We start from the raw sequence: 22702 nt of genomic DNA on the forward strand, positions 1-22702 counted from the left end.
CGGCGTCGGCCTGAGCCAAAACTGACACACGATGAGCGGCCCGAGCCGCTTCGCTGGCCGCTCATCCGACCGCGCCCTCCATCTGCAGCTCGATGAGCCGGTTGAGCTCCAACGCATACTCCATGGGCAGTTCCTTGGCGATCGGCTCGATGAAGCCACGCACGATCATCGCCATCGCCTCGTCCTCGGTGAGGCCGCGCGACATCAGGTAGAACAGCTGGTCGTCGCTGATCTTCGAGACCGTCGCCTCGTGCCCCATCGACACGTCGTCCTCGCGGATGTCGACGTACGGGTACGTGTCCGAACGGGAGACCGTGTCGACGAGCAGCGCGTCACACTTCACCGTCGACCGGGAGTGGTGCGAGCCCTCCAGGACCTGCACGAGACCGCGGTAGCTCGTCCGGCCGCCGCCACGGGCGATCGACTTCGACACGATGGTGCTCGACGTGTGCGGCGCGGCGTGCACCATCTTGGCGCCCGCGTCCTGGTGCTGCCCCTCGCCGGCCATCGCGACCGACAGGACCTCACCCTTGGCGTGCTCGCCCAGCATGTACACCGCCGGGTACTTCATCGTGACCTTCGAGCCGAGGTTGCCGTCGATCCACTCCATCGTCGCGCCCTCGTGGCACACGGCCCGCTTGGTGACCAGGTTGTAGACGTTGGTCGACCAGTTCTGGATCGTGGTGTACCGGCAGCGGGCGCCCTTCTTCACGACGATCTCCACCACCGCGGAGTGCAGCGAGTCCGACGAGTAGATCGGCGCGGTGCAGCCCTCGACGTAGTGGACGTACGCGTCCTCGTCGACGATGATCAGCGTCCGCTCGAACTGGCCCATGTTCTCGGTGTTGATCCGGAAGTACGCCTGCAGCGGGATCTCCACCTTCACGCCCTTGGGCACGTAGATGAAGCTGCCGCCGGACCATACCGACGTGTTGAGCGAGGCGAACTTGTTGTCGCCGACCGGGATCACGGTGCCGAAGTACTCCTTGAACACGTCCTCGTGCTCACGCAGCGCGGTGTCCGTGTCGAGGAAGATGACGCCCTGCTCCTCGAGATCCTCGCGGATCTTGTGGTAGACGACCTCCGACTCGTACTGCGCTGCGACACCGGCGACGAGGCGCTGCTTCTCCGCCTCGGGGATGCCGAGCTTGTCGTAGGTGCTCTTGATGTCGTCGGGAAGGTCTTCCCAGCTCGCCGCCTGCTTCTCGGTCGAGCGGACGAAATACTTGATGTTGTCGAAGTCGATGTGCGACAGGTCCGCGCCCCAGGCCGGCATCGGCTTGCGGTCGAACAGGCGCAGGCCCTTCAGGCGCAGGTCGAGCATCCACTGCGGCTCGCTCTTCTTCGCCGAGATGTCGCGCACGACGTCCTCGTTGAGGCCGCGGCGTGCCGCGGCACCGGCGCTGTCCGAGTCGGCCCAGCCGTACTCGTACCGGCCGAGACCGGCAAGCTGATCGGCGGTGGTCATCTCACGTTCCTTTGCCTATTTTGCCGAATTTGACGGGCATTATCGGATCTGGCACCGGGGACCGGCGCCGGGATGTGCGTGGTGCAGACACCATCACCGTTGGCGATGGTCGCGAGCCGCTGGACATGGGTCCCCACCAGGCGGGAGATGACCTGGGTCTCGGCCTCGCACAGCTGCGAGAACTCGGCGGCGACGTGCGCCACCGGGCAGTGATGCTGGCACAGCTGGCCACCCGTGGCGATGGTGGTCGCGCCGGCGGCGTAGCCCTCCGCGGTCAGCGCCTTGGCGAGCGCCTCGGCGCGGGCGAGCGGGTCGTCGCCGGCCTCGGCCATGGCGGCCTTGCAGCGCTCCTCGAGCCCTGCGACCTGCGCCATGGCGAACGCGGCGACCGCGGCCTCGCCGTGGTGCTCGGCAATCCATCGCAGCGCGGACGCGGCGAGGTCGTCATAGGTGTGCGGCAGCGCCTCACGCGCCGCCGCGGTCAGCGTGAACACCCGCGCCGGCCGCCCGCGCCCGCGACGCCCGCGGTCCGGCCGCTCCCGGCTCTCCACCAGGCCTTCGGCCAGCATCGCGTCGAGGTGCCGACGGATCCCGGCCGCGCTCAACCCGAGGGCGAGCCCCAGCTCGGTCGCCGTCGCCGACCCCTGCTGCAGCAGCAACTCCGTGACCCGGTCACGGGTGCGCACGTCGAGCGGCGGGCACGCGTCAGCGACGGCAGACCTCTGCTGCGCCACCTCCGCGTTTTTCACAACACCAACGTTACGTAATTCGCCTGACGCAGGCAAACCGCCCTACGGGTGATCCAACGCACGGAAGGTAAGGCTCCCCTTAGCTGAACTTCCGGCTATCGAGCAGGCCTTATAACGGTTCGTAGCGGAGCGACCATACTTATCGCTGTCCGATTAGGAGGGCGGGAGTACGGTTGCTTTGAAAGCGGAGCGGCCACCGACACCGGCCCGTGACGCCTTTCGTGAAGCGCGACCCCGACCCGGCGCCGCCACCACCAACTTCCTCGCCGTCGCCACCACCCGCACACCCGCGCGCGGTAGCAAGATCGCGCTCGGACACGGCACCGCTGGGCTGGGAAACCCTCCGACCCGGACCCGTTGAGCAGCCCGACCAGCGGGGACGGGCGGCAGCGGCGGACCGGGACTGGGAGTGGCGGCACGCGGGACGGCGGGACCAGCACGTGAACGGGGACGAGCACGCCAACGGCCCAGACCAGCACTCAGGCGACCGGACGAGCACGCGGGCGGAACCAGCACGTGTCCGGCGAGACGGCAGCATGAACGGGACCAGCACTTGGGCGGCGGGACGAGCGTGGACGGCCAGACAAGCACGCCGACAGCTGGGCCGGCTGCGGAGGGTCGCAGGCGGTGGCGGCAGGCTCGGTGGCGTCGGGACGGACGGCGACGGGGCGTCGGTGTCGGTGGTGGCGAGACGGTGACGGGGCGTCCTCGGTGGCGTCGGGACGGACGGTGACGGGCGTCGGCGGTGGCGGGACGGCGACCGGGGCGTCGGTGGTGGGGCGCCGCTGGCGGGGCGGAAGTGGCGGGCAGAGGTGTGGGCGGACCGCGGCGGGGGTGATATGTAGCCGCGCGTAGTATCGGCCGAGTGTTGGGGATGGTGTTGTCGCTGCTCGATCGGCCGGTGGTGCTGCGACGGGCGGCGCTCGCGTCGCTGGTGGCGAATATCGGGATCGTGTGCACGGGCGGGCTGGTCCGGCTGACCGGGTCGGGGCTCGGCTGCCCGACGTGGCCGCGGTGCACCGAGGAGTCGTACGTGACGACCCAGGCGATGGGGCATCACGGGATCATCGAGTTCGGCAACCGGACGCTGACGTTCGCGCTCGGGCTCATCGCCGTCGTCGCGCTCGCGGCGGCGTGGCGGCAGCGGCAGCGGGTGCCGGGGCTGCTCGCCGCGGGGGTGTGGATGATGGCGGGGATCGCGTTCCAGGGGGTGCTGGGCGGGATCACCGTGCGGATGGCGCTCAACCCGTGGACGGTGATGGCGCACTTCCTGGCGTCGATGCTGTTGATCGCGCTGGCGTACGTGTTCTGGCACCGCACGCGTGACGTGCCGCCGCGGTGGACCGCGCCGCGGGCGATCAGGAGCGCCGGGATCGTGATCACGGCGGTTTCGGCGGTGGTGCTGGTGCTCGGGACGGTCGTGACGGGCAGCGGGCCGCACTCCGGCGACACGAAGGCGGCGCGGACCGGGTTCGACCCCGCGACGGTGTCGCAATTGCACGGGGATGCGGTTTTTGTCCTGGTCGGGCTCACGATCGCGCTGTGGTTTGGCCTGCGCGCGCTGGGGGCGCCGCTGCGGGTCACCCGGGCCGCCGCCCTGCTGCTCGCCGTCGAGCTGGGGCAGGGAATTGTTGGGTTTGTCCAATATTTTACGGGATTGCCCTGGCCGGTCGTTTTGCTCCACATGCTGGGCGCCTGCCTGGTCTGGACGGCGACGCTGGGGTTGCTGCTGGCGGTGTCGCCCGGTCGCGCGCCGGCCGGCGGCGCGGCCACCGAGGATCAGCTGGTCCTCGACGCACAGCCCGACGCGAGCACCGCATAAACGCCTACGCCGCCCACCCGGCGGCCAGCACCGCGTAAGCGGCAGCACCGCCCACCCGGCGGCCAGCACCGTGTAAGCGGCAGCACCGCCCACCCGGCGGCCAGCACCGCGTAAGCGGCAGCACCATGTGAAGGGCGGCACCGCGTAAAGGGCAGCACCGTGTGAAGGGCTACGCCTGCCACTCGGCGGCGAGGACGGCGTACAGCAGGTCGTCGGTCCACTCGCCCTTCCAGTAGCTGGCCCGCACGAGCAGCCCCTCCCGGCGGAAACCGAGCCGCTCCAGCAACCGGGCCGACCGCTCGTTGCGGGCGTCCAGCACCGCATGCACGCGGTGCAGGCCCTCCTCGACGAGGAGGTGCCGGACGACCCGCCCGACCGCCTCGGTGGCGTAGCCCTGGCCCTGGAACGCGGGCGCGAACGTGAAGCCGATCTCCGCCTGCCGGCCGCCGTCGCCGCGGTTGACGCCCACGTCGCCGAGGAGCAGGCCGTTGTCGCGGCCCTCGACGGCGTACTGGAACCAGCCTTCCCGCTCGGGGTCCAGGCGTGCGGTCTCCGCGACGAAGGCGAGGGCGTCGCCGAGCGGATAGGGCGCGTCCCAGGACTGGTACCGGGCCACGTCCGGGTCCGAACGGTAGGCGGCGAGGGCGGCGGCGTCACCGCTGTGGAAGCGCCGCAGCAGCAACCGGTCTGTCTCCAGGAGCACGCACGAAGTGTAGTGCCAGACAGGCTGTGAGCAGAGCGATCACCGCCGATACGATCAGCCGGACGACGAAGACGTGCGGGCCGCCGTAGTGCAGGTTGCCGACGACGAACGCGCAGGCCGCGAACGTTTCGACGGCGCACGACCAGAACAGCCACGGCCGCCGCGCCACGACCGGTGCGGCCCCGTGCCATTCCCTGACCAGATGGCGGCGTTGGACGTACCAGATGAACAACGGCAGCAGGAGCAGCGCGGCGTAGTCGCTGACGTCGCGCACCAGGCGCCACGACGCGATGACCTCGGGCTGCGGGTGGGTGACCAGGTCCCACAGCAGGTGGCTGGCGTCGCCGAGCAGCGCCGAGGTCGCGGTGACCCACCACCGGTGCCTGACCCGCCCCAGCACGCCGAGCTCCGGCAGCGACCCGGGAAGGTGCGCCGCGACGACGGGGGCGCCGAGGCGGATCAGCCACGCGGTGAACACGGTGACGGGCAGCCCCCACCAGAAGGCGGCCGCGACCGTGTGGCTGCGGATGGTGACGGCGTCGCCGAGCGCGTACGCGATGTCGGGTGTGGTGGCGCCGACGGCGAGCGCGACGCCGTCGAACCAGCGCGGCCGCCACAGCTTCAGGGGCAGGACTGCCAAGGGGTGGGTCGGCAGGGTCGATGGCACACCGCCGACCCTGCCGCACCGGCGCCCGGATCCGGTGGGCCTGCACCGCAGTTCCACACGATCTTCACGACTGTGGACGGGTCATGCAGAACTCGTTGCCCGCCGGGTCCTGCAGGACCGCCCAGCCTGTGCCGTCGGGTTCGCGGCGGTCGTCGGCGAGGGTCGCGCCGAGCGCGAGCAGCCGGTCGATCTCGGCGTCGCGGTCCCGGTCGCCGGGCCGGAGGCACACGTGCACGCGGTTCTTCAGCGTTTTCGGCTCTGGTACCGCCTGGAAGTACCACCTCGGTCCGTCCTCCGGCTCGATGACGACCTCGGCGTCGCCCGGCGAACAGCCGGGGTGGACGGGGTGGCCGATGACGTCAGCCCAGAAGGTCGCGAGCGCGTACGGGTCGGCGCAGTCGAAAGCAACGTTGCGGAGAAATGACACCATCCGCAAGACCTTAGCCCCATCTATTGCCGGGCTGTAAATTCATCTGCACTTTCTTTGTACAGGGATCTCCCTGTGTAACGATTCTGCAATGGGGCAACCAGAACCGCTCATCATGCAGATCTACTGCCGCCTGGAAGTCGCGGTCAACGACCCCGACGTGATCGCCAAACTGGCCGGTCAGCAGCTTCGCGAGGCCGATATCGACTGGTCACGCAAGGAAGAGGACCTCGAAGAGGCGGTCCACCAACTCGAGTCGGACTTGCAAGAGGCATTGGCATGCGTCGTTGAGCAGCAGCGCATGACAGAGCATCTGCCCGGGGTGGAGCCGCGCGGCGGGCTGGTGTTCACGACGTTCGGCAAGCCCGACGACCGCTTCCGTCCAGGGTTCACCGACTTCCTTTAGAGCGTCCGCCCCCGGTCCGCGATCCGGGGGCCGGATGCGGGTGTGGCCGGCACGGAGGCCGGCGAAGCGTGCCGCGGCCCGGGTGGTGCGCCGGCGAGATCATGCCCGCCGCCACGACCCGGGCCCCGCACGGGCGCACCGGCCGCGTTGCGAAAGCTCACGATGTAGGTCTGCGCCCCCGGCCTGCTCGATAGAGTCCACCAAGGTGAGCATGAAACCGTCCTCCTCCGCCCTGTTCGACGGCGTCCTGGCCCGCGGCGAGGTCGCGACCGCCGTCGGCGACGACGCGTGGCTGACCGCGATGCTGCAGGTGGAGGCGACGCTCGCCCAGGTGCAGGCGTTCAGCGGGCTCATCCCCCAGGCCGACGCCGACGCGATCGCCGGCTGCGCCCGGCCCGAGCACTTCGACGCCGCCGACCTCGGTGCCCGCGCCGCCGCCAGCGGCAACCCCGTCGTGCCGCTGGTCGAGCGGTTGCGGGCGCTCGCCGGTCCCGCCGGGCCGTCCGTGCACCTCGGCGCCACCAGCCAGGACATCCTCGACACCGCCGGCATGCTCGTCGCCGCGCAGGCGCTGCGGCCGCTGCTCGCCGACCTCGCCGCCTGCGCCGACCAGGCCGCCCGCCTCGCCCGCGAGCACCGCGACACCCGCATGGTCGGCCGTACGCTGCTGCGCCAGGCCGTGCCGACCACGTTCGGCCTGAAGGCCGCCGGCTGGCTCACCGGCCTCGACGCCGCCCGCCGCCGGCTCGAACAGGTGCGGCGGGAGCGCCTCGCGGTGCAGTTCGGCGGCGCGGCCGGGACCCTCGCCCCGTTCGGCGACGACGGGCCGGACGTCGTCGAGTCCCTCGCCACGCTCCTCGGCCTCGCCGAGCCCGTCGTGCCCTGGCACACCGAACGCACCCGCGTCGCCGAGCTGGCCGGTGCTCTCGGCGGTGCCGCCGGGACCGTCGCGAAGATCGCCCGCGACCTGACGCTGATGGCGCAGGACGAGGTCGACGAGGCCTCCGTCGCCGCCGGCCCGTCGGCGGCGCCGCATGATCGCAAGCCGGTCGCCGCCGTCTGCGCCCTCGGCAGCGCCGCGTCCGCGCCGGGCCTCGTCGCCGACCTCCTCGCCGCGATGGCCCACGAGCACGAACGCGCCGCCGGCGCCTGGCACGCCGAGTGGCGCCCCCTGCGCGAGCTGCTCGTCTGCACCGGCTCGGCCGCGTCGTGGCTGCGCGTGGCCCTGGAGCGGCTCCTCGTGCACCCCGACGTCATGCGCGCCAACCTGGCCCGCGCCGCCACCGCGTCCGGGACGGCCGACGATGCCGCCGATGCCGCCGGTGTACTGGTGGACCGCGCCCTCCAGGCACACACGAAGTCCCCTTAGCGGCTTCCCGCCCGCCGCCCACACGACCCGCCACACCGCGCCGCGCCCCTCGGATAGACGGTGCGCGATCCACCCCCAATTCAGAGATCATCTTGTAGGTTGATCGCGCACCGTCGATGACGCAAAAGCCACATTCAGGGGCATTGACCAACGTCTGTCGCGGGAGCCGGAAGGCGCCCGGCGCACGGCTACGGAATGCGACGCGCAACTACGGGATGCAGCGCAGCTACGGACGCGGCCCGGCTACGGACGCGGCGCAGCTACGGACGCGGCGCAGCTACGGACGCGGCGCAGCTACGGACGCGGCGCAGCTACGGACACGGCGCAGCTACGGACGCGGCGCAGCTACGGACACGGCGCGCAGCCGCGATCATCCCAGCCGGCTCTGTCGCGGAGGGTCGGAAGGCGTCCGACGCGCGGCTACGGGACGCGGCGCGCAGCTACCCGGGATTCGACGCGTGGCTGCCGGGATGCAGCACGCGGCTACGGGATGCGGCTACGGGATGCAGCGCGGCTACCGGGATGCGGCGCGCAGGCGCGATCCCCGTCGGCGCGGTATGCGCGGCCGTGCGCCGCGGCGCGGTGGGGTGGGGTGGGGTGCAGCGGGGTGCGGGTGAGAAGGGCGCCGCCGCGAAGCGGTGCAGGGAACTACAGCGTGCCGAAGACGCGGGTGGCGGACTCGGCGGCGGTGATGGTGGAGAGGTGGGACGGGCCGGGGCAGAGGATGATCGAGGCGCCGATCGACAGCGGGGCGAGGAGCCACTTCACCGGGTGCTCGTGCTCGCTGGTGTCGACGACGACGCGGTCGCCGGGGCGGAGGTCCTGCCGGTCGGCGAGCTCGCGGGCGATGCTGCCCCACTGGCCGTACGTGGTGCCGTCGCCGCTCGCCGCGGCGCCCGGGCGGATCAGGGCCGGGGCCGGGGTGGACGCCGGGTACGCGGCGACGGCAGCGTCGAAGTCGCGGTAGCCGAGCACGTCGCGTGGGTCCCCACTGGCCGAGCCACCGACCGAGCCGGCCGCTGGGGTGCCGAAGACGAAGCGGTGCGGGGCGTCGGGGACGGACTCCAGCCAGGAGCCGAGCCGGTCGCGGGCGGCGAACACCACGTCGAACGGCACGCCCGCGTCGGGGCCCACGTCGGGCAGGCCGGCGGTCGCGGCCAGGTGGAAGGAGACCGTGACGCCGAGGGACCAGGCGCCCAGCAGGGCGGCCGCGGTGCGCCAGTGCGGCGGGAGCAGGGCGGCGGCGCGGCTGCCGGGGCCCAGCCCGCAGTCGTGCAGCAGGCCTGCGGTGCGGGCGGCCCAGCCGCCGAGCTGCGCCGCGGTGAGAGCGGTGCGCCGGCCGTCGGCCTCGTAGTGGACGAGCAGCGGCACGTCGGCGCCGGCAACGCCCGCCGGCGGGAGCAGCTCGGGAAGCACAGAGACACCATAGCCCCGTCCGAGCACAGTGCCGGCCTCGGAGCGGCGGCCACAGCGTCGGCGCGCTGGACGGGTTTACGCGGTCCACTCCTACCACAGGCGGCCGAGACCGCGATGTCGATGGCGCAGAAGCCGCTTGGCGGACGTCGACCAACGCCGCCTCGGGGGCAGCGGGAGCGTCCGGGTCCGGTGCGCGCCCGCACCTGCACCGCACTCCGATGAGCATCCCCGCGACTGGCCGCAGGGCTACCGAAGCCCTTCGGGGCCACGGGAGCGGTGGCCACCGGATGCGGCGCGCATGCGCCGCTTGCCCTGCCTCGCGCCTCGGCGCGAGGCAGTGCGCCGCGGAGCGGGCAGTGCGCCGCGGAGCGGCGCATTGGGGTGCGGTGAGAATCCCCGCCGGGACCCGCCGCGGCAGCGGTGGGTCGGAAGCACAGCGGTGGGGGGAATCACAGCATGGTGACGGCCTCGGATCGGGCCACCTCGGGAGCGGTCGGGGGGAGGGACTCGTACTTTTTCAGGACGGCGTGGACGACGAAGACGTACGGGGTCTGCGAGATCAGGCCCGTGACCGTGGTCGTGACCCGTGTGCAGCCTTTGCCGGGCGGGACGGTCTGCCAGGTCCAGCCGGGTTGCGGGCCGATGAGCAGCTCCTGGGACATGGCGGTCAGCTGGTAGGAGACGATGGACGGGTCGCCGATGTTCCACCAGCTGACGGTGGCGGACGCGGTCCCGGGGACCACCTCGACGCCGTTGATGACGCCGGGGCGCACGACGCCGGTGCAGTCGGTCGGGCTCATGCTCGGGGTCGGGTAGCTGCGGCTGACCCTGGGCAGTGGCGAGATCGACGCGAGGGGGCCGCGGACGGGGGCGCCGGTGGTCAGGCCGGCCGACGGGTTGACCGCGTCGCCCTTCGAGTAGACGGTCTTCTGCGGCAGGTCCAGCACCTTGCCGCCCTGCTTCTTGTTGGTGTTGCCGGCGCCGGTACCGCCGAGGCCGGGCAGCACGGAGCAGCCGGCCACTCCGGAGAGCAGTGCCGAGGCCAGGACAAGAGCCGCGCCGAGCCGCCGTTTCACAAGGTGTTCATCGGCGGCCCGGGCGGGAAGCTTAGGTCGCCTCGATCGTGCCGGTGCCGACGAGGACGAGCAGGAGGACGCCGAGCACGACGCGGTACACGATGAAGATGGTGTACGTGTGCCGCGCCACGAACTTCAGCAGCCATGCGACGGCCAGGTAGCCGACGGCGCCGCTGACGAGGGTCGCGGTGATCGTGGCGGGCCAGCCGACGCCGCTGGCGATGTTGTCGTGCTCGTCGGCGATCTGCAGGGCGCCGGCGGCGAGCAGCGCGGGGATGGACAGGAAGAACGACAGCCGGGTGACGGTGACCCGGTCGAAGTCGCGCAGCAGGCCCGCGGACATCGTCGCGCCGGAGCGGGAGACGCCGGGGATGAGGGCGAGGGCCTGCGCGGTGCCGATGATGAGCGTGTCCTTCCACGTGACGTCGGTCTCGTGGCGTTGCTGGGTGGCGGCGCGGTCGGCGAACCACATGACGCCGGAGAAGGCGATGAGCGCGCCGCCGACGAACCAGAGGCTGCGCAGGGTCGTCTCGACCTGGTCCTTGAAGAGCAGGCCGACGATCCCGACCGGGATGGAGCCGAGGATCACCGACCAGCCGAAGCGGTAGTCGAGGTTGTCGCGCCGGGTCTTGTCGAACAGGCCGCGGAAGAACGCGGGGACGATCCGGGCGATGTCGTGCCGCAGGTAGATGGCGGTCGCGAGGACGGCGCCGGTCTGGATGATCGCGGTGAACGCGGTGATGTCGGGGTCGTCGATCGAGTAGCCGAGGAGCTTCTCCAGGATCGTGAGGTGGCCGGTGCTGGAGATCGGCAGGAACTCGGTCAGTCCTTCGACGAAGCCGAGGAGGATCGCTTCGAAGATGTTCACGAGCGGCCGGTCAGACGCTCGGCGATGGCCCGGGCGAGCCGGTCGGGGGCGCCTTCGGCGGTGGTCAGGAACAGCGACGGCTCGGTGAGCTCGACCTCGATGACGACCGGGTCGCCGGACGGGGTCGGCAGCAGGTCGACGCGGGCGTAGAGCAGGCCGGTCCGGTCGAAGGGCAGCGCCGCGAGGACCCGTTCGGCGAGGTCGCGTTCCGCCGGTGACGGTGTCCTCGGGGTGATGGACTCCTCCTGGTACAGCGTCTCGACGCCCTCGTCGGGGCCGGTGAGGATGGGGCCCTTGCGGATCGCGTGGCTGTAGGCGCCGGCGATGAACAGCAGGGCGGTCTCCCCGGCGGTGTCGACGTCGGCGAGGTACGGCTGGATCATGACGAGCCGTCCGGCGTCGTGCAGGCGCCGCACGTGCGCGGCGGCGAGGTCGGCCTGCTCGGGCAGCCGGTAGCGGCCGGTGTCGACGCTGCCGACGCTGACGGCCGGCTTCACCACGATCTCGGCGGCGGCCGTTCCGGCGATGTCGTCGAGCTCGATCGGGTCGCCGGGGTCGAGCCACCGCGTCGGGACGATGGGGATGCCTTTGTCGTGGAGTTCGCGGAGGTACCGCTTGTCGGTGTTCCACGCGATGACGTCGGCCGGGTTGGCGAGGCGGGGCACGGACGCGGCCCACGCGGTGAACTCCGCCCGCCGGGCCGGGTAGTCCCAGGTGTTGCGCACGACGGCGAGGTCGTAGGACGGCCAGTCGACGGCCGGGTCGTCCCAGACGGTGGGGACGGCGGTGACGCCGGCGGCGGCGAGGGCCGGGACGAGGCTCTGGTCGTCCTCGTCGAGGTCGGGCAGTTTGGCGCAGGTAACGAGAGCGACCCGGGCACCGGCCCGGGTCGCGGAATATGACTGTTCGATGATCACGGAGCGAAGATACCGACCCTAGCGGGAAAGGACACGCCGCCCCATGGAGCGCCAGAGGTCGTTGCTGGGCCGCATCTGCTCGAGCAGCTCGCGCTCCCAGGCATTCTCGATCTTGACTCCGGCCTGCGCGCAGGCGGAGCGCGCGATGTCGGTGCCTTCCGCCATCTGGTCGCCCCAGACGCCGTCCTCCCCGACGAGCACGATGCGAGCACCGCGCCGGCCGACGTACTCGATGACTGCCTTGGCGCCGCCGTGGTCGTCCGCGAAGGACTTGATGCCGGAGATCAGGCTGCCCGGCACCGGGCGGCTCAGGGTCATCGTCGTATCGGAACCATCTGCCATGACGGCCACACTAAAGGGGTAACCCGCCGCTCGGGAGTGAACTGACGGTCTGATGTGATCGTAGTTACTGACAGGTTTAGTTCACCAGGCGTTCGTTTTGCCCCGACAGAACCAGCTAAAAGCGGATATTCAGGCGCCCAGATCCGGGGGCAAACGAGAGACATGCATCACGTCACGACCCCTGGGGCGCGTTGTGCCAAAAATTCGGGCGTTTCCGGGTCAAGACACGTTCAAGCTCGACATTTGGCGGCGCCTCCGGGGTCCCCCGGATGGTATCGATACGGCACCGGCGGCAACCAGATCACTGGATGAAGACGTCTACTCCGACCGCCACGCACAACAGCGTGAGATACGTGACCGACCAGTGGAACAGCCGCATCGGCTTCAGCGGCTCGCCGCGGCGGGCCCGGCCGTCGAGGCGGTGCGCCTCCAGCAGCAGCAGCGCGCCGACGACGACCGCGACGACGCCGTAGACGGGCGTCATCCCGAACGGCCACAGCGCCACCGAGGCGGCCACGGTCAGCCAGCTGTAGATGACCGTCTCCAGCCCGACGCGCCGCATGCTCGCCACGACGGGCAGCATCGGGATGCCGGCGCGGGCGTAGTCGTCCTTGAACTTGATGGCGAGCGCGTAGAAGTGCGGCGGCTGCCACAGGAAGACCACGGCGAACATGACCCAGGCCGGCCAGGCCAGGCCGCCGGTGACCGCGGCCCAGCCGATCAGCACCGGCGCCGCGCCGCACGCGCCGCCCCACACCGTGTTCTGCGGCGTGGTGCGCTTCAGCCACATCGTGTAGACGAGGTCGTAGTAGGCGATCGCGCCGACGGTCAGCAGCGTGGCGAGCAGGTTGGTGAACGTCGCCATCAGCACCGTGGACAGCGCGGCCAGGATCAGCCCGAAGATCAGCACGGCCCGCGGGGTGATGCTGTGCGTGGCGAGCGGGCGGCGTGACGTGCGCTTCATCAGCGGGTCGATGTCGCGGTCGATGTAGCAGTTCAGCGCGTTGGCCGCGCCGGCCGCCAGGGAACCGCCGACCAGCACCACGGCGATCAGCCACAGCGACGGCAGGCCGCGCTCCGCGAGGAGCATTGCCGGGACCGTCGTGATGAGCAGCAGCTCGACGATGCGCGGCTTCGTCAGTGATACGTATGCCTTGACCACGGCGCCGAAGCCGGCGCGGCGGCCGGCCGCCTGCTGCTGCTGTGCCCGGGCCAGTGCCGCTGCCGTCGTGGGGCGGACCGGCTCGGACGCGCTCTGGGAGACCGCACGGTCGACGAGCTGCGTCACGTCTGGATTGCCACCTTCCCGGCATCGGCCGCACCTGGGACCGCCTGCCTTGGGGCCGCGGCCGGATGACGGCGCGTGGCGGCAGGGCGAGACCGAGGGTCCCGCCGAGACCGGCGGGCACTCGCATCCTAGAACAGGATCAACGCAGGCCAGAGCGGGACCCCACCACATCGGCGGACGCCTCCGTCGCGGCGGCCGCCTGTACCGTCGCAGCAAAAGTTTCGCGCAGGGCTGAATCGATCCAGGTTTGGCGCCGGTTCCGCGCATCCGCGCAGTCGCGTGCCGGTGCAGGTCGCGGTGGGCATCGACTACCGTTGCCGCAGGCAGTGTCGCCGATGTCCGAAACATGGTCGACTGCGCGTGGGCCTACCCATTCGTGGGTAGGGTCGTTCTGAAAGAGCCCCCGCAACACGCTGACAAAACCCTCGTTCGACAGGAGCAGCACAGCCGTGAGCGCTGAAGAGGTCAAGGGTCCCGAGCTTTCCTGGTCCGACGTCGACCGTCGGGCGGTCGACACGGTGCGGGTCCTCGCCATGGACGCCGTCGAGAAGGCCGGCAACGGCCACCCCGGCACCGCGATGAGCCTGGCACCCGCGGCCTACATGCTGTTCCAGAAGGTCATGCGGCACGACCCGACCGACCCCAACTGGCTCGGCCGCGACCGCTTCGTGCTCTCCTGCGGGCATTCGAGCCTGACGCTGTACATCCAGCTGTACCTCGCCGGCTACGGTCTGAGCCTCGACGACCTCCGGTCGCTGCGGCAGTGGGGTTCGCTGACCCCGGGCCACCCCGAGCACGGGCACACCGCCGGTGTGGAGACCACCACCGGCCCGCTCGGCCAGGGCCTCGGCAACGCCGTCGGCATGGCGATGGCGGCCCGCCGCGAGCGCGGCCTCTTCGACCCCGAGCCGGCGACCGGCGACAGCCTGTTCGACCACCACGTCTACGTGCTGTGCTCCGACGGCGACATCGAAGAGGGCGTCACGCACGAGGCCAGCGCGCTCGCCGGCCACCAGAAGCTCGGCAACCTCGTCGTCATCTACGACGACAACGAGATCTCGATCGAGGACGACACCAAGGTCGCCAAGAGCGAGGACGTCGCCGCTCGGTACGAGGCGTATGGCTTCCACGTGCAGACCGTCGACTGGCGTGCCGGTCACGACGCCGGCGACGGTGTCTACGCCGAGGACGTGCAGGCGCTGTGGGACGCGATCCAGGCCGCGAAGGCCGAGACGGGCCGCCCGTCGTTCATCGCGCTGCGCACCATCATCGGCTGGCCCGCCCCGAAGAAGCAGAACACCGGCAAGATCCACGGCTCGGCGCTCGGCGCCGACGAGGTCGCGGCGACCAAGCAGGTCCTGGGCTTCGACCCGGCGCTGACGTTCGAGGTGGCCGACGACGTCCTCGCGCACGCCCGCGGCGCCATCGAGCGCGGCCGCGAGCTGCACTCCGAGTGGGACAAGGGCTTCGAGGCGTGGCGGGAGTCCGCCGGTGAGCGCGCCGAGCTGCTCGACCGCCTCTTCGCCGGCCAGCTGCCCGAGGGCTGGGAGAAGTCGCTGCCGGAGTTCCCGGCCAGCGAGAAGGGCATGGCGACCCGCAAGGCGTCCGGCGAGGTGCTCGGCGCGCTCGCCCCGGTGCTGCCCGAGCTGTGGGGCGGCTCCGCCGACCTCGCTGAGAGCAACAACACCACGATGGAGGGCGAGCCGTCCTTCGTGCCCGCCGAGTTCGCCACGAAGGCGTTCCCCGGCAACGAGTACGGCCGCACGCTGCACTTCGGCATCCGCGAGCACGGCATGGGCTCGATCCTCAACGGCATCAAGCTGCACGGCCCGACCCGGCCCTACGGCGGCACGTTCCTCGTCTTCTCCGACTACATGCGGCCCGCGGTGCGCCTCGCGGCCATCATGAAGCTCCCGGTCGTGTACGTGTGGACGCACGACTCGATCGGCCTCGGCGAGGACGGCCCGACGCACCAGCCGGTCGAGCACCTGACGGCGCTGCGCGCGATCCCCGGCCTGGCCGTGGTGCGCCCCGCCGACGCCAACGAGACCGCGTGGGCGTGGCGCCGGGCCCTTGAGGTCACCGACCACCCGGTCGCGCTGGCCCTCAGCCGGCAGAACCTGCCGACCCTGGACCGCGACGAGTACGCGCCGGCCGAGGGCACCGCCAAGGGCGGCTACATCCTCAAGGACGCCTCCGACGGCCAGCCGCAGGTGATCATCGTGGCCACCGGCTCCGAGGTGCAGCTCGCCGTCGCCGCGCAGCGCCGGCTCGAGGCGGAGGGCACCCCGACCCGCGTCGTGTCGATGCCCTGCCAGGAGTGGTTCATGGAGCAGGACCTGGCGTACCGCCAGCAGGTCCTGCCGAGCGGGGTCAAGGCGCGGGTCAGCGTCGAGGCCGGCATCGCCATGTCGTGGCAGCACATCATCGGCGACCACGGCGTGGCCGTGAGCATCGAGCACTACGGCGCGAGCGCCCCGCACACGGTGCTCTTCGAGCAGTTCGGCTTCACCACCGACAAGGTCGTCGCGGCCGCGCACGCCTCACTCGCCAAGGTCGGCGAGATCACCGGCACCACCACGGGCAACTGAGACATCGGCATCTGAGTTAGAGGAGCACTGCGATGAGTTCCGATCGGCTGGCCGAGCTCTCCGCCGCAGGTGTGGCGGTCTGGCTCGACGACCTCTCCCGCGCCAGACTGAGCGGCGGCGGCCTCGACAAGCTGCGCCGCGAGCAGCACGTCGTGGGAGTCACCACCAACCCCACCATCTTCGCGAAGGCGCTGACCTCCGCCGAGGACTACGCCGACCAGGTCAAGGACCTCGCCCTGCGCGACGCGCAGGTCAACGAGGCGATGCGCGCGCTCATGACGTATGACGTGCGCTGGGCCTGCGACGTCATGAAGCCCGCCGCCGACGCCAGCAAGGGCATCGACGGCCGGGTGTCGATCGAGGTCGACCCGGGCCTCGCCGCCGACACCGCCCGCACCGTCGCCGAGGCGAAGGCGCTGTGGTGGCTCGTCGACCGCGACAACCTGTTCATCAAGATCCCCGCGACCAAGGAAGGCCTGCCGGCGATCACCGCCGTGCTCGCCGAGGGCATCAGCGTCAACGTGACGCTGATCTTCTCCCTGGAGCGCTACGAGGCGGTCATGAACGCGTTCTTCGCCGGCCTCGAGCAGGCGAAGGCCAACGGTCACGACCTCGCGAAGATCGGCTCGGTCGCGTCGTTCTTCGTGTCGCGCGTCGACACGGAGTACGACAAGCGGCTCGACAAGATCGGCTCCGACGAGGCGAAGGCGCTCAAGGGCAAGGCCGCCATCGCCAACGCGAAGCTCGCCTACAAGAAGTACGAGGAGCTGTTCTCCTCCGAGCGCTGGCAGGCCCTCGCCGACGCGGGCGCACACCCGCAGCGGCCGCTGTGGGCGTCCACCTCGACGAAGAACCCCGAGTACCGCGACGTCATCTACGTCGAGGAGCTCGTCGCGCCCGGCACGGTCAACACCATGCCGGAGGCCGTCATCCACGCGTTCGCCGACCACGGCGAGGTCCGCCTCGACGCGATCACCGGCTCCTACGCGGACGCCCAGCAGGTCATGGACGACCTCGCCGCGATCGGCATCGACTACGACGACGTCGTGCAGGTCCTGGAGCGCGAGGGCGTCGAGAAGTTCTCCGTCTCCGGCAACGAGATGATCGAGACCGTCCGGACGGCCCTCGAAGCGGGCAAGTAGGGCACGCGATTTCAGTAGGCTGGCCATCTGGGCCGGCCGTCTCTTGGGGGGTGCGGGTGCCTGATCTTCTCGACGATGTCACCGCTGCGGCCGGACTCACGGTGTTCGGCGCCGCAGCCGTCGCCGGTGCGATCGACACCCGCGCCCTACCACGCTCCCCGCTCGACTGGTCCCCCGACTACGACGTGGTCCCCAGGGTCACCATGCTCCGCACGGAGCTGCGGGCCCTGAGCCTGGACCGCGTCGTCCTCGCCGGCGACGGGGCGCCGGCCCGCGCCGCCGACGCGATCGCCCGGACGCTCGGCGTGCCGCTGACCGTCCTGACCGGCACCGACCCGCACGGCATCGCCGCCGCCGTCGCCGGCCCGCTGCACCGCACCGTGGTCGTGCTCACCGCGGCGTCGCCGATCTCCGTCTCCCTGGCCGTCGACAGCCACCGCCGGGCGTTCCTGCAGGCGTTCGAGGACCAGGGGATCCACGACCTCGGGCGGCGGTTCGTGTTCGTCACCCGGCCCGGGTCGCCGCTCGCGACGACGGCGCTGGAGATGGGCGCGCAGCTGTTCCTCGCGCAGCCCGGCCCGCTGTCCGCGTACTCCCTGGTGCCGGCGGGTCTGGCCGGCGCCGACATCAACGAGCTCGTCGAGCAGGCGTTCGCCCTGGCCGAGCCGCCCCGCCGCACGTCGGCCGCCGGCTTCTCCCTGCCGTCGGCGGGGTTCTCTCCCCCGTCCGGGTTCACGGCGCCGTCCGGTGCGCCGGAAGCGTCGGCGTCCGCCGGGGACGCCGGGTTCGCGCATCCCGCGGTCGCGCTGGGGGCCGCGCTCGCGGCCGCCGTCGCCGCGGGGCGGGACAAGATCGCCCTGGCCGCCGACGGCAGTGGGCTCGTGGGGCTCGGCGAATGGGTGGCCGCGCTGCTCGACGGCGCCGGCGCCCGGGCCGTGCCGGTCGTCCTGGAGACACCGAGCAGCTGGGGGCACGAGGGACCCGACGTCCTCGGCGTGACCACGGGCGGGCCGCTCGTGCCCGGCGTCATGCCCGGCGGAGGGATCAACCCCGACCTGGCCGTCAACGGGCCGCTCGGGGTGCAGCTGCTCGTCTGGGAGCAGGCCCTCACGATCGCCGGGCTGATCGGCACCGGGCAGGCGGACGCCGAGCCGGGCCGCTCCTCCCCCGCCGGCTTCGGCGCGGCCGGTTCCACACCCGCCGGCGGTTTGGCGCCCGGCGGTGGCGGGCACGGTGGTGATGATCCGTCGTCACACGAAGGGGTGCTGCGGGTGCTCGACACCGGGGTGCCGCCGCAGGTGCCGGCGTTCGTCGAAGGCGCCGTGGAGGTCCACGGAGCCGTGACCGCGACGACGTTGATCGGGGCGATCGACGAGTTCGCACGGTCGGTCCCGCCCGGGGCGGCCCTCACCGTGCTGGCGCACCTCGACCGGACCGCCGACGCCGCCGCGCTGGGGGTGCGGACCGGACTCGCCGGCCGGGTCGACCGGGCCGTCCACCTCGCTTGGGGCGGCGCCGTCCGCTTCGCCCGGGACGACGAGTCCGTCCAGGCCGCGACGGGCGTCGGTGGATCCAGCCGTACATCAGCGACCAACGTCATCCAGATCACCGGCGCCGTCCCGAAGGACCTGCGGGTCCCCGGACGCCCCTACACGTTCGGCGAGCTGCAGGCCGCGGAGGCCGCCGACGACCGGCAGGTCCTGCTGGAGCGGGGCCGGCCGCTGCTGCGACTGCACCTGACCGACCGGAAATCCGGTATCGACCAACTGTTGGCCGCCCTCGGAGGGTGAGTGTGATGACCAATCCCTTGCGGGACCCGCAGGACCGGCGACTGCCTCGGATCCCCGAGCCGTGCGCGCTGGTCATCTTCGGCGTCACCGGTGACCTTGCCCGCAAGAAGCTCATCCCGGCTGTGTACGACCTGGCCAACCGAGGTCTGCTGCCGCCGAGCTTCGCGGTGCTCGGCTTCGCGCGGCGCGACTGGGGCGACGGCGACTTCGAGGACCTCGCCCGCAAGGCCGCGCAGAACGGCGCCCGCACCACGTGGCGGGAGGAGGTGTGGTCGCGCCTCGCCGGCAACATCAAGTTCGTGCCCGGCTCGTTCGAGGACGACGCGGCGTTCGACCACCTGGCGCAGACCCTCGACGACCTGCACGACGAGTCCGGCATCCCCGGCAACGCGGCGTTCTACCTGTCGATCCCGCCGTCGGCGTTCCCGGTCGTGCTCAAGCAGCTCGAGCGCACCGGCATGTCCGACAACGCGAAGTCCGGCGGCTGGCGCCGCGTCGTGGTGGAGAAGCCGTTCGGCTACGACCTGGTGTCGGCGCGGCAGCTCAACGACCTCGTCGACGACGCGTTCACCGCGCAGGACGTGTTCCGCATCGACCACTACCTGGGCAAGGAAACCGTCCAGAACATCCTGGCGCTGCGCTTCGCCAACAACCTGTTCGAGCCGGTGTGGAACTCCAACTACGTCGACTCGGTGCAGATCACGATGGCCGAGGACGTCGGCATCGGCACCCGCGCCGGGTTCTACGACACCGTCGGCACCGCCCGCGACGTCGTACAGAACCACCTGATGCAGCTGCTCGCGCTGGTCGCGATGGAGGAGCCGACGGCGTTCGACGCGACCGCGATCCGCACCGAGAAGCTCAAGGTGCTCAACGCGATCACCGTGCCGACCGACGTGTTCACCAACACGGTCCGCGGGCAGTACCTCACCGGCTGGGTCGCCGGCGAACGCGTCCCCGGCTACCTGGAGGAGAAGGACGTCCCCGCGGAGTCGAAGACGGAGACGTACGTGGCGATCCGCCTCGGCGTCCAGAACCGCCGCTGGGCCGGGGTCCCGTTCTACATCCGCGCCGGCAAGCGCATGCCGCGCCGCGTCACGGAGCTCGCGATCTCGTTCAAGAAGGCGCCCCACCTGCCGTTCCACCAGGCCGACGTGGAGATGCTCGGCCACAACCAGCTGGTCATCCGGGTGCAGCCCGACGAGGGCGTGATGCTGAAGTTCGGCTCGAAGGTGCCCGGCACGACCATGGAGGTCCGCGACATCGCGATGGACTTCCAGTACGGCGAGGCGTTCACCGACGCTTCGCCTGAAGCCTATGAGCGGCTCATCCTCGACGTCCTCGTCGGCGACAAGACCCTGTTCCCCGACTCGGCCGAGGTCGAGGCGAGCTGGAACGTCATCGACCCCCTGGAGGAGGCGTGGAAGGGCTCGACGCCTGAGCCGTACCGCGCCGGCGAGTGGGGGCCGCGAGCAGCCGACGAGATGCTGGCCCGCGAGGGCCGCGCCTGGCGCCGGGCCTAGGTTTCTTCGAAGGGGACTGGTCATGATCGGACTTTGGGACACCACCGGCATCGAGGTCGTGAAGGCCCTGGCGAACGAGCGGCGCAGCGCCGGCGGGCTCACCAGCGGCCTCGCCCTCACCCTCGTGGCCGTCGTCGACGAGCGGCAGGTCCGGGAGGCGGAGGCCGCCGCGACCATCGCCGCGTCCGCGCACCCGTGCCGGCTGCTCATCATCGTGCGCGCCGACGTCACCCAGCAGCGGTCCCGCCTCGACGCGGAGATCGTCGTCGGCGGGCGGCTCGGACCGTGCGAGGCCGTCGTCATGCGCATGCAGGGCCGCCTGGCGCTGCACGCCGAGTCGGTCGTCATGCCGCTGCTCGCCCCGGACGTGCCGGTGGTGACCTGGTGGCAGTGCACGCCGCCGGAGCGGATCGCGTACGACCCGCTGGGCGTCGTCGCGGACCGCCGCATCACCGACAGCGCCCAGGCACCCGACCCCGTGGACGCGCTGCGCATCCGCGCCGAGGACTACGTGCCCGGCGACACCGACCTGGCCTGGTCACGGATCACCCCGTGGCGCACGCTGCTCGCCGGCGCCTTCGACGCGACCCGGGTCGGCGTCAGGTCCGTCGAGATCATCGCCCCCGACCTCGACCCCACGGCGCCGCTGCTCGGCGGCTGGCTCGAGGCCCGCCTCGGCGTCCACCCGACCCGCAAGCCCGGCTCCGGCAAGATCATGGAGGCGGTGAACCTGGAACTCGCCGACGGCAGCAGCATGAACCTCATCCGCGACCTGAACGCGGGCATCGCCACCCTCCAGCGCACCGGCCAGCCCGACCGGATCCTGCCGCTGAGCCGGCGCCCGCTCGGCGAGGAGCTGGCCGAGGAGCTGCGCCGCCTCGACCCCGACCAGCCGTACGCGGCCGCGCTCGCCGCCGCCACCGGCAAGCAGCACCTCGACGAGCGCGGGGCGCCGCGGGTGCACATCTGGAAGGACCCGGCGCTCGCCGAGCGCCCGGAGGCCGCTACGCCCTCGTCCCCCTCGTCCCTGGAGTCCGTCGCTTCATGACCGTCGTCATTCACGATGACCCGAAACTGCTGGCCGAGGCGACCGCCGCCCGCCTGATCGTCCGGCTCACGGACGCGCAGGCGGAGCGGGGCGTCGCGTCCCTCGTCCTCACCGGCGGCCGGATCGCCGCGCAGATCTACGCCGCGGTCCTCGCCAACCCGGCCCGCGACGCCGTCGACTGGTCGCGGGTCGACTTCTGGTGGGGCGACGAGCGGTTCCTGCCGTCCGGCGACCCCGACCGCAACGAGACCCAGGCCAGGGCGGCGCTGCTGGACGGCCTGCCGGTCGACCCGGCCCGCGTCCACCCGATGCCCGCCTCCGACGGCCCGCTCGGCGACGACGCCCCCGCCGCGGCGGCGTCCTACGCCCGCGAACTCGCCGCCTCCGCCGGCGCTTCCGGTGGCGTTGTCGGCGGCGGTGCGGCGGGCCTCGGAGCGGCGGGCGCGGCCGCGGCTGCCGCGGGCGCACCCGGACTCGCGGCGGCCGGTATGGCCGCCGTTGACGCCGCCGCCGCCGTCGGGTCGATCGAGCCTGCCGGGTCCGCTGAGTCGGGTGGCACTGCCGGGCTGCCGCGGTTCGACGTGGTGCTGCTCGGCGTCGGCGAGGACGGCCACGTGGCGTCGGTGTTCCCCGGCCACCCGGTCATCGACGAGACCGGCACGACCGCCTCGGTGCACGACAGCCCGAAGCCGCCACCGGTACGCGTGACGCTGACCCTCCCGGCCATCAACACCGCCGCCGAGGTCTGGCTGATCGCCGCGGGCGACGGCAAGGCCGACGCGGTCCGCGAGGCCCACACGGCCACACCGGCCGCCCTCCCCGCCGCCCGCGTCCGCGGCGAACACCGGACCCTCTGGCTCCTGGACCGCGCCGCCGCCGCTTCCCTCCCCGCCTGACGCCCGCCTTCCTCATGATCCGGAAGGGTTCTTGCTGCCATAGGCGCAACAAGTCTTCCGGATCACGGCGTACACCGCCGGCACGACGGCAACACGGCTCAGCCCGTCGACTCTCGTGATCCGGAAGACTTTGCGTCGCTCCAACAGCACAAACTCTTCCGGATCACAGCGGACAGCACCGCGACTGGGGCGTC

20 protein-coding genes are annotated in these 22702 nt (G+C 71.6%); 9 read left to right on the forward strand and 11 right to left on the reverse strand.

Annotation, left to right across the window (positions count from 1 at the left end):
* Positions 1-61: 61 nt before the first annotated feature.
* On the reverse strand, positions 62-1468 hold the full coding sequence (gene sufB / locus ABZ321_RS00505) for a Fe-S cluster assembly protein SufB (RefSeq protein WP_344502990.1): 1407 nt from the start codon (positions 1466-1468) through the stop codon (positions 62-64).
* Positions 1465-2217, reverse strand: a complete 753-nt coding sequence (locus ABZ321_RS00510; RefSeq protein WP_344502991.1) for an ArsR family transcriptional regulator — start codon at positions 2215-2217, stop codon at positions 1465-1467. The genes sufB and ABZ321_RS00510 overlap by 4 nt, the downstream gene beginning before the upstream one ends.
* Before the next feature lie 874 nt (positions 2218-3091).
* Here ABZ321_RS00510 and ABZ321_RS00515 point away from each other — a divergent pair.
* Positions 3092-4039, forward strand: coding sequence for a COX15/CtaA family protein (locus ABZ321_RS00515; protein ID WP_354888951.1), 948 nt, complete (start codon positions 3092-3094; stop codon positions 4037-4039).
* 169 nt (positions 4040-4208) lie between these two features.
* Here ABZ321_RS00515 and ABZ321_RS00520 read toward each other — a convergent pair whose 3' ends face one another.
* From ABZ321_RS00520 to ABZ321_RS00530, 3 genes are all read right to left on the reverse strand, one after another.
* Positions 4209-4742: a GNAT family protein gene (locus ABZ321_RS00520; RefSeq protein ID WP_344502992.1), complete on the reverse strand. Its 534-nt coding sequence runs from the start codon at positions 4740-4742 to the stop codon at positions 4209-4211.
* Positions 4693-5409 (reverse strand): DUF4184 family protein, encoded by a 717-nt coding sequence (locus ABZ321_RS00525; protein ID WP_354888145.1) that lies wholly within the window; start codon positions 5407-5409, stop codon positions 4693-4695. Before ABZ321_RS00525 ends, ABZ321_RS00520 begins: the two co-directional genes overlap by 50 nt.
* Before the next feature lie 64 nt (positions 5410-5473).
* Positions 5474-5839 carry a VOC family protein gene (locus tag ABZ321_RS00530; RefSeq protein ID WP_344502994.1) on the reverse strand — a complete coding sequence of 122 codons (366 nt, stop codon included), beginning with the start codon at positions 5837-5839 and terminating at the stop codon, positions 5474-5476.
* A gap of 88 nt (positions 5840-5927) precedes the next feature.
* On the opposite strand from ABZ321_RS00530, the gene ABZ321_RS00535 reads away from it, so the two are divergent.
* Together ABZ321_RS00535 and ABZ321_RS00540 are read left to right on the forward strand one after the other, a co-directional pair.
* Positions 5928-6242, forward strand: a complete 315-nt coding sequence (locus ABZ321_RS00535; RefSeq protein WP_344502995.1) for a hypothetical protein — start codon at positions 5928-5930, stop codon at positions 6240-6242.
* 211 nt (positions 6243-6453) lie between these two features.
* A complete protein-coding gene (locus tag ABZ321_RS00540) occupies positions 6454-7611 on the forward strand; it encodes a lyase family protein (RefSeq protein ID WP_354888954.1) in 1158 nt (385 codons plus the stop codon).
* A gap of 648 nt (positions 7612-8259) precedes the next feature.
* Here the strand turns inward: ABZ321_RS00540 and ABZ321_RS00545 are convergent.
* The 6 genes from ABZ321_RS00545 to ABZ321_RS00570 form a co-directional block, all read right to left on the reverse strand.
* Positions 8260-9027: a TIGR03089 family protein gene (locus ABZ321_RS00545; RefSeq protein ID WP_354888148.1), complete on the reverse strand. Its 768-nt coding sequence runs from the start codon at positions 9025-9027 to the stop codon at positions 8260-8262.
* Between the two features lie 449 nt (positions 9028-9476).
* Positions 9477-10103 carry a fibronectin type III domain-containing protein gene (locus ABZ321_RS00550; RefSeq protein ID WP_354888151.1) on the reverse strand — a complete coding sequence of 209 codons (627 nt, stop codon included), beginning with the start codon at positions 10101-10103 and terminating at the stop codon, positions 9477-9479.
* Between the two features lie 31 nt (positions 10104-10134).
* Complete coding sequence (locus ABZ321_RS00555) at positions 10135-10971, reverse strand: undecaprenyl-diphosphate phosphatase (RefSeq protein WP_354888154.1); 837 nt, start codon at positions 10969-10971, stop codon at positions 10135-10137.
* The gene (locus tag ABZ321_RS00560; protein WP_354888957.1) at positions 10968-11882 is read right to left on the reverse strand and encodes a hypothetical protein; all 915 of its coding nucleotides are present in this window, start codon (positions 11880-11882) and stop codon (positions 10968-10970) included. Before ABZ321_RS00560 ends, ABZ321_RS00555 begins: the two co-directional genes overlap by 4 nt.
* Before the next feature lie 24 nt (positions 11883-11906).
* Positions 11907-12230, reverse strand: a complete 324-nt coding sequence (locus tag ABZ321_RS00565; protein ID WP_344502999.1) for a hypothetical protein — start codon at positions 12228-12230, stop codon at positions 11907-11909.
* Between the two features lie 301 nt (positions 12231-12531).
* Positions 12532-13518, reverse strand: a complete 987-nt coding sequence (locus tag ABZ321_RS00570) for a heme o synthase (RefSeq protein ID WP_344503000.1) — start codon at positions 13516-13518, stop codon at positions 12532-12534.
* Between the two features lie 449 nt (positions 13519-13967).
* Here ABZ321_RS00570 and tkt point away from each other — a divergent pair, with 449 nt between their 5' ends.
* Genes tkt through ABZ321_RS00600 form a run of 6 tightly spaced genes read left to right on the forward strand, consistent with a single transcriptional unit; the run spans position 13968 to position 22508 of the window.
* Entirely contained in the window at positions 13968-16109 is a 2142-nt protein-coding gene (gene tkt / locus ABZ321_RS00575; protein ID WP_344503001.1) for a transketolase, read from the forward strand.
* Positions 16110-16141: 32 nt separating this feature from the next.
* Positions 16142-17251, forward strand: a complete 1110-nt coding sequence (gene tal, locus ABZ321_RS00580) for a transaldolase (protein WP_354888157.1) — start codon at positions 16142-16144, stop codon at positions 17249-17251.
* A gap of 56 nt (positions 17252-17307) precedes the next feature.
* Positions 17308-19041, forward strand: a complete 1734-nt coding sequence (locus ABZ321_RS00585; RefSeq protein WP_354888160.1) for a glucose-6-phosphate isomerase — start codon at positions 17308-17310, stop codon at positions 19039-19041.
* A 5-nt stretch (positions 19042-19046) separates the two neighbouring features.
* Complete coding sequence (zwf, locus tag ABZ321_RS00590; RefSeq protein ID WP_344503004.1) at positions 19047-20564, forward strand: glucose-6-phosphate dehydrogenase; 1518 nt, start codon at positions 19047-19049, stop codon at positions 20562-20564.
* A gap of 22 nt (positions 20565-20586) precedes the next feature.
* A complete protein-coding gene (locus tag ABZ321_RS00595) occupies positions 20587-21612 on the forward strand; it encodes a glucose-6-phosphate dehydrogenase assembly protein OpcA (protein WP_354888163.1) in 1026 nt (341 codons plus the stop codon).
* Positions 21609-22508, forward strand: coding sequence for a 6-phosphogluconolactonase (locus ABZ321_RS00600; protein ID WP_354888166.1), 900 nt, complete (start codon positions 21609-21611; stop codon positions 22506-22508). The genes ABZ321_RS00595 and ABZ321_RS00600 overlap by 4 nt, the downstream gene beginning before the upstream one ends.
* Positions 22509-22702 lie beyond the last annotated feature (194 nt).

Origin of the sequence: Dactylosporangium sp. NPDC006015, from assembly GCF_040614215.1 — a bacterium.
GTDB lineage: Bacteria > Actinomycetota > Actinomycetes > Mycobacteriales > Micromonosporaceae > Dactylosporangium > Dactylosporangium maewongense.

Bases quoted from the DNA above. Each gene is read 5' to 3' on its own strand.
- sufB (WP_344502990.1), bottom strand. From the start codon at position 1,468: ATGACCACCGCCGATCAGCTTGCCGGTCTCGGCCGGTACGAGTACGGC.
- ABZ321_RS00515 (WP_354888951.1), top strand. From the start codon at position 3,092: ATGGTGTTGTCGCTGCTCGATCGGCCGGTGGTGCTGCGACGGGCGGCG.
- ABZ321_RS00530 (WP_344502994.1), bottom strand. From the start codon at position 5,839: ATGGTGTCATTTCTCCGCAACGTTGCTTTCGACTGCGCCGACCCGTAC.
- ABZ321_RS00535 (WP_344502995.1), top strand. From the start codon at position 5,928: ATGGGGCAACCAGAACCGCTCATCATGCAGATCTACTGCCGCCTGGAA.
- ABZ321_RS00540 (WP_354888954.1), top strand. From the start codon at position 6,454: ATGAAACCGTCCTCCTCCGCCCTGTTCGACGGCGTCCTGGCCCGCGGC.
- ABZ321_RS00565 (WP_344502999.1), bottom strand. From the start codon at position 12,230: ATGGCAGATGGTTCCGATACGACGATGACCCTGAGCCGCCCGGTGCCG.
- tal (WP_354888157.1), top strand. From the start codon at position 16,142: ATGAGTTCCGATCGGCTGGCCGAGCTCTCCGCCGCAGGTGTGGCGGTC.
- zwf (WP_344503004.1), top strand. From the start codon at position 19,047: ATGACCAATCCCTTGCGGGACCCGCAGGACCGGCGACTGCCTCGGATC.
- ABZ321_RS00595 (WP_354888163.1), top strand. From the start codon at position 20,587: ATGATCGGACTTTGGGACACCACCGGCATCGAGGTCGTGAAGGCCCTG.
- ABZ321_RS00600 (WP_354888166.1), top strand. From the start codon at position 21,609: ATGACCGTCGTCATTCACGATGACCCGAAACTGCTGGCCGAGGCGACC.